The organism is Streptomyces chengmaiensis, from assembly GCF_029846775.1.
Taxonomy (GTDB): domain Bacteria; phylum Actinomycetota; class Actinomycetes; order Streptomycetales; family Streptomycetaceae; genus Streptomyces; species Streptomyces chengmaiensis.
In genome coordinates this window covers 1-6028 of sequence record NZ_JARWBG010000114.1, presented here as the reverse complement: position 1 = coordinate 6028, position 6028 = coordinate 1, and the positions used below count along the sequence as shown (strand labels likewise).

Genomic DNA, 6028 nt, shown 5'->3' with positions numbered 1-6028 from the left:
GCAGCACACCGCCGGCCTGGGAGACCACCCCGCGGCCGCCGCCTTCGGTACGGACACGTGGGTAGGACCCGATACGCTTCTTCACCTGGAAAGTGCCTCCGACAGGGGCGGGAACAAGGGCCTCAGCAATCCTCATTCTCGCTGGTCAGAGGCACTTTCTGCTGTCCTGATCACCTGCTGGACAGCCCCTTCGTGAAAGCGCGAGGCTAGTACTCGTAGTACTCAAGAAGGCCCGACGCTGCTCCGCAGAGGTTCGTCGGGGCCCGTCCGCTCTTGGGAACCCCGACGAACCCATTACAGTCGGCGGGTTAGTTGATGGTCCACCGCTGGAGGGAGGTGCCGGTGTCGGGCTGTTGGGTCACCAGGGCTCCGTCGGTGGATGAAGCCGTTGTCAGGAGCAGTCCGCTCGCTGCGGAGGCAACGGTGTAGGTGCCGTTGGCCTGGAGGGTGAGGGTCCAGCGCTGATTGGCGGCCCCGGTGCACGTCCACTGGATGATCTTTGCGTCGGCGCTCGTGGAGGCGCTGTTGACGTCGACACAGAGGCCGGACTGGTTGTTCTTGAGCACGTAGGTGCCGTCGGTCTGCTGGGTGAAGGTCCAGTTCTGGTTGGCGCCGCCGTTGGGTGACCAGGTGATGAGCTGGGTGCCGGCGGTGGTGCTCGAGCCGGGGTTGTCGAGTGCCTTGCCCGCGGAGGTCAGGGTGCGGACTCCGTTGAGCAGGGGCGAGACCGACCAGGTGAACGTGACGGTGCCACTGGCGGAGCCGGAGGTTGCCGTGACGGTGACGTTGGAGGAACCGGCCGTGGTGGGGGTTCCTGTGACCAGGCCACTGGAGCTGATGCTCAGTCCGGCGGGAAGGCCGGTGGCGGAGAAGGTCAGCGGCTTGTTGGCGGAGTTGCTGGCGTCGAGCTGGAGCGAGACGGCCTTGTTCACGGTGCCGGACTGGTTTCCGGGGTGGTTGACGCTGACCGTCTCGGGGGCTTCGCCGGTCGGGGTCAGGGTCAGGGTCTGCTCGCCGGCCGTGCGGGCGCCGCCGACGGCGTTCCCGGTGGAGTTGGTCCAAGTGCGGGTGGGCGTGGTCTCGGCGAGGCGGCTGGAGTTGGCGGAGAGCCCGATGACGAGCCCGCTGTACCGGTTGACGATCTTGTACGTGCCGGTGGGGCTGTCGTCGCTGGGGGAGGCGCCAGGGATGACGAACCACTGCTGGCCCACGGTGGGGCCGGCGGAGCCCGGGTTGGTGACGGTGGGCTTGGTGCCCCAGGCCCGGGTGGAGGTCGCTGTGGCGCCGACGCCGAGGAGCTGACCGGTGGACGCGTTGGCGATCCGGTAAGAACCGTCACCGTTGGATGCGAAGGTCCACGCTTCCAGGCCGGAGCCGGACGTGGAGGTCAGGGAGGTGGTGGCGGAGCTGCCGGATGCCTGAGCGAGGACACGGCCGTTGCCGTTGGCGATGCGGTAGGTCTTGGCCGTGTCGACGGGCGCGGCGGGCGCGGTGGTGTCGATCTTCAGGTTGATGTACTCGGCGCTTGTATTGTTGGAGCAGCCGAAGGAGCAGTAGGAGCGGAAGTCCTTGCCGACGATGCCGGAGCTGGTCTTGTTGGCGCTGTCGAGGAACCACCGGTACCAGGAGGCGTTCTTGTAGCTGCCGGTGTCACCAAGGCGGAACCACTTCTGCGTGGTGAGGTTGTCGGTGGCGTAGATCTCCTGCGAGGCGTTCCCGCTCTGGTCCACGGCCTGGGGCTGGCCGATGTAGAGGCCGAGGTGGGCGTTGTAGGTGATGTCCATGACGAACAGGGGTGACGTCGGCGGTGTGAGGCCAGCGGCGACCTGCTCGCTCACGGTGCCGCTGTTGGCCGGGTTGTACTCCTTCGACGGCGGGGTGTACCCGGTGATGCTGCCGGATCCGACCGGGACCATGTTGCTCTCCCGGCCGCCGACGCCGGGCTCGGTCCAGGCGCCGTTGTACCACTTCCGCCAGGAGTCGGGTGCCATCTTCGCCGAGATCGGCGAACGGGCGACGTGGCCGTAGAACGCGGCCCAGCCGCCGCCCTTGTTGACGATCCGGGAGCCGTAGAAGGCGTAGAAGTACCCGGAGGCGGTGTCCGCGAAGAGCCGGGGGTCGCCGGTGCCGTAGTGGTAGGTCTGCTGCGGGAAGGCGGTGGTGTCGCCGCGCTTGGTGCTGTAGGGCGAGGTAATGACGTGGTCCTTGATGGTCCACGTGCGGCCCTGGTCGGTGGAGACGGCGTAGTCGATGCCGTCGTAGTGGATGCCGTCGGCGAAGGGCTGCGGGGTGAACTCGTTGTGGACCAGGCCATACCAGTCGCCGGTGTCCGGGTCGACCCACATCCCGGTCAGGTCGCAGTAGTTGCGGTGCGCGTAGCCGCTGCCGGCGGGGGCCGGGGTGGCTTCCACGCCGGTGGGGCTGTTGTTGCAGCGCCAGGTGGTGTCGTTGTTGCGGTCGGCGGAGTTCGCCGGGTTCACCGCGTCGCTGATCGCGCCGGAGCGGTTGGCGGAGTCGAAGTCGGTGCCGGTGTAGAAGGTCCACTTGCGGGGGTTGTTCGTCCCGTACAGGGCGTGGGCCTGCTGGTAGTAGAAGGTGCCGTCCTTGTCGATGTAGGGACTGGCCGGGGTGTCGTCGGGGCGGGTCCAGGACCCCTTGGCGCCGACGGTGACGGTGTAGGACGCGGCGGTCGAGTCTGCGGATGCTGTGGGCGTCGCCAGCGTGCTCACGCCTGTGAAGACCAGGGCGGCCGTGGCGAGCGCCCCGGCCAGTCTGCTTCGAGGAGCGTGCATGGTTACTCCTTGATCGCAGGAGCCACGGGAGACGGCTCCTTGGGGGTCCGGCGTCCTTTCGGGACGACGGTCGTACTCGGAGCGGCTCGATGCGCTCCGAAGGGGGTGCTCCCTTCGCCCGAGTGCGGCGCTCGTGTGTCTGCGTCTGGTGCCGAGGGGGAGTTCTCGGGGGCGCGCGGCGGGGTGCGTGCCCAAGGTGGCGACTGCGTTGCGGGCCGCCGCAGAGTTTGGGGTGTTCCGTCGAGGGAGCACCCGTGGCGTCGCCTGGTGACTCAAGGGATGGGCGAGCGGGGAGCGGATGACGAAAGCGTCTGCCTCAGGTCGTCCGTCCGCGCCGTGGCAGCCTCCGAGTCTCGGCTGCCGCGCGCTGGATGGACCGTACGGCGAATTTGACCGGTAAAACAAGAGCCGCGGCAGGGAAACTTCCGCTTTCTCGGAGCCGATGACTTCGAGCGCCGCCAAGTCCCGGATCCCCGGGGACGGCCGAGGTGTTGACTGCGGGGAGAGCGTAAGTAGGCTGCGAACGCCCGGGGACCGGTCAGATCGAGGTATTCATGGTGACGATGCAAGACGTGGCGAAGCGTGCCGGCGTCACCAAGCAGACCGTCTCCAACGTGCTCTCCGGCCGCGTCCCCGTACGGCCCATCACCGCGGCCCGTGTGCGCGAGGCCATCGCCGAACTCGGTTACGTGCCGAATCTGGTGGCCCGTTCGCTGGCCACCGGCAGCAGCCGTACGGTGGGTATGTTCGTTCCGACCGTGTCCACGGCGTTCTACGCCGGCCTCGTGGAGCGGGTGGAGGACGTCCTCGAAGAACACGGCTACCGTCTGCTGCTCTGCACCACCCGCCGGGATGGAGAGCGTGCCCGTAGGCACCTCGCGGGGCTGACCAGCCGGTCTGTCGACGCGCTGCTCATCGCGGGCGACGAAGGGCTGACGGACCACCTGTCGTTGCTGTCGCGCACCCGGTTCCCCGTCGTCCTGTGCGCCTGGGAGACCCGGGCCCCCGCCCGCTTCCCCGTCGTCACCATCGACTACGAACACGGCGGTTACCTCGCCGGCCGTCACCTCCGGAGTCTCGGCCACGAGCAGGTGACCGTTCTTGCCAGCCCTGCCCATGGCCCGCGGGTCAGCGGCTTCCGGCGCGCGTTCGCCGAGGACGGCCTGGACGTCCCGGACTCCGCCGTGTACCTCGCGCCGGAGCCGTCTTTCAGGGGAGGCATGTCGGCGGCTGAGGAAGCGATGCGCGCTCACCCTTCGTCGACCGCCCTGTTCGCCACGCACGATGTCCTCGCCAGCGGAGCCCTCGAAGCCGCCCGGGGCATGAGGCGCTCGGTCCCGGGCGACCTGTCGGTCGTGGCACATGACGACACACCCGACGGGGTGCTGGCCCCTCCCGCCCTCACCAGCGTCGCCCTGCCCAGCAGAGAGATGGCGCGCGAGGCCATCAGGCTGCTCCTCAGGGAGATCGAAGGAGCCCAGCCCGCCGACCCGCAACGACGTCTCCTGCTCCCTCGGCTCATCGCGCGCGACAGCACGTCCTCCCTTGCTTGATCCACGGGCACGCCGAGGCTCGTCCGCCCGTACGTATCCGCTGCCACCAGCCTTCTGGGACCGGGGCAGCCGGCCATCGGCGGGTGTCAAACGAGCGCCAGGACCCGCATCAGGCGTGCCACCTCGGACGCGACCTCCTCTCGGGCTGCTCCGATGTACGTGCCGGAGTCGCTGACCGTCGGCCGTCGGCCCAGTTCCCCCCCCGTACGGTGGCGGAGAAAATGCCGTTGAGGTGGGTGGAATGTTGACCTTCGTCATACCGGCGGCGACGGCTTTGGCCAGGTTCGCGTCCGACACACCCGAGGAGCCGTGCAGGACGAAGGGCATGTCGGCGCTGTCGCGGAGGCGGCTGATCAGATCGAAGTCCAGCACGGCGTCGCGCGTGGCCATCGCGTGGGAACTGCCGACCGCGACGGCCAGGCAGCCGACGGCGGTCGCCTCGGCGAACGCGCGTGCCTCGTCCGGGTCGGTGCGCACTCCCGGGGCGTGGGCGCCATCCTTCGCGCCGGTCTCGCCCAGTTCGGCCTCGACGAGGACGTCGGCCCTGTGCCCGTACTCGGTGACCGACCTCGTCGCGACGATGTTCTGCTCGTACGGCAGCTTGGAGGCGTCGAACATGACGGACGTGAACCCGAGCCTCACGGCTTCGCACACGAGGTCCTCGGACTCGGCGTGGTCCAGGTGGACAGCCACGGGCACGGTGGCGTCCTCGGCCAGGCTCAGGGCGGCTCGGCCGATGGGGGCGAGGGAGCCGTGGTAGCGCACCGTGTTCTCGCTGATCTGGAGGATCACGGGAAGGCCGGCCCGGTGCGCTCCGTCGACGATGGCTTCGGCATGTTCGAGCCGGACGACGTTGAAGGATCCGACACCCCGGTTCTGGGCGTAGGCGGGGCCGATGATGTCGTCAGTGGGTGTCAGGGCATGGGTGGTCTCCACACTCACGGAGGTACGGAACTGGTCGTAGAGGTCGCGGCGAAAGTCGCCCGCGAGCGGAGCGGCGACGGCCGCCGCTGACAGGGCGACGGCGTCGCGCAGGATGTCCGGCCACGGGCGGCCGTCCAGGAGTCCTGCCGCGAGAGCCGCGACGCAGGCGTCGCCCGCGCCCGTCGGGTTGCCGCGCAGCCGGACGGGCGGGACGGCGCGCAGGCGCGTGCCTTCGGTGATGACGTGCAGGCCGTTCGGGCCGTCGGAGGCGACGACTGTCCGGGCTCCGCGTAACTGGAGTTCGGCTGATGCCTCGGCGAGATCGGAGCTACCGGTTGCTTCGAGGATCTCCGCCGCGTTCGGCTTGATCACGTCGGGGCTCGCCGCCAGTGCGCCCAGCAGGGCCTTGCCGCTGGTGTCGAGGATGGTGAGGGCGCCGGCTTCGCGGGCCACTGTCACCAGACTCGCGTAGGTGCCGGCCGGCAGCCCCGGGGGGAGGCTGCCTGCGAGGACCACGACCCTGGCCTTCACGGCCAGCTCGGCGAACCCCCGGGTGAAGGCGTTCCAGGAGGGCGGGTCTACCAGGGGCCCGGCATGGGGCACCGCACCCCCACCATGGGCCCCGGGACGACGCGAGGAGACGCACCACATGGACCACAGCGCATCGGACGACGGCGCCGAGCGGACCTGGTGCCTGGCCGAGGTCGACATCTTCTGCGACTTGAACGAAGCAGAGATGGAAGCCATCGCCGCCGCGGC

2 protein-coding genes and 2 pseudogenes are annotated in these 6028 nt (G+C 69.2%); 1 reads left to right on the top strand and 3 read right to left on the bottom strand.

What is annotated here, in order from left to right:
• Positions 1-308: 308 nt before the first annotated feature.
• A complete protein-coding gene (locus tag QCN29_RS36450; protein WP_279933543.1) occupies positions 309-2792 on the bottom strand; it encodes an RICIN domain-containing protein in 2484 nt (827 codons plus the stop codon).
• 563 nt (positions 2793-3355) lie between these two features.
• On the opposite strand from QCN29_RS36450, the gene QCN29_RS36445 reads away from it, so the two are divergent.
• Positions 3356-4345 (top strand): LacI family DNA-binding transcriptional regulator, encoded by a 990-nt coding sequence (locus tag QCN29_RS36445; protein ID WP_279933544.1) that lies wholly within the window; start codon positions 3356-3358, stop codon positions 4343-4345.
• Positions 4346-4431: 86 nt separating this feature from the next.
• Here QCN29_RS36445 and QCN29_RS36440 read toward each other — a convergent pair.
• Both QCN29_RS36440 and QCN29_RS37310 read right to left on the bottom strand, forming a co-directional pair.
• Positions 4432-5263 (bottom strand): annotated as a pseudogene (locus QCN29_RS36440) (class II fructose-bisphosphate aldolase).
• Positions 5264-5389: 126 nt separating this feature from the next.
• A pseudogene (locus QCN29_RS37310) lies at positions 5390-5920 on the bottom strand (1-phosphofructokinase family hexose kinase); the annotation flags it as partial.
• Positions 5921-6028 lie beyond the last annotated feature (108 nt).

Excerpts from the sequence above, each read along its gene's own strand:
- QCN29_RS36445 (WP_279933544.1), top strand. The coding sequence starts at position 3,356 with ATGCAAGACGTGGCGAAGCGTGCCGGCGTCACCAAGCAGACCGTCTCC.
- QCN29_RS36450 (WP_279933543.1), bottom strand. The coding sequence starts at position 2,792 with ATGCACGCTCCTCGAAGCAGACTGGCCGGGGCGCTCGCCACGGCCGCC.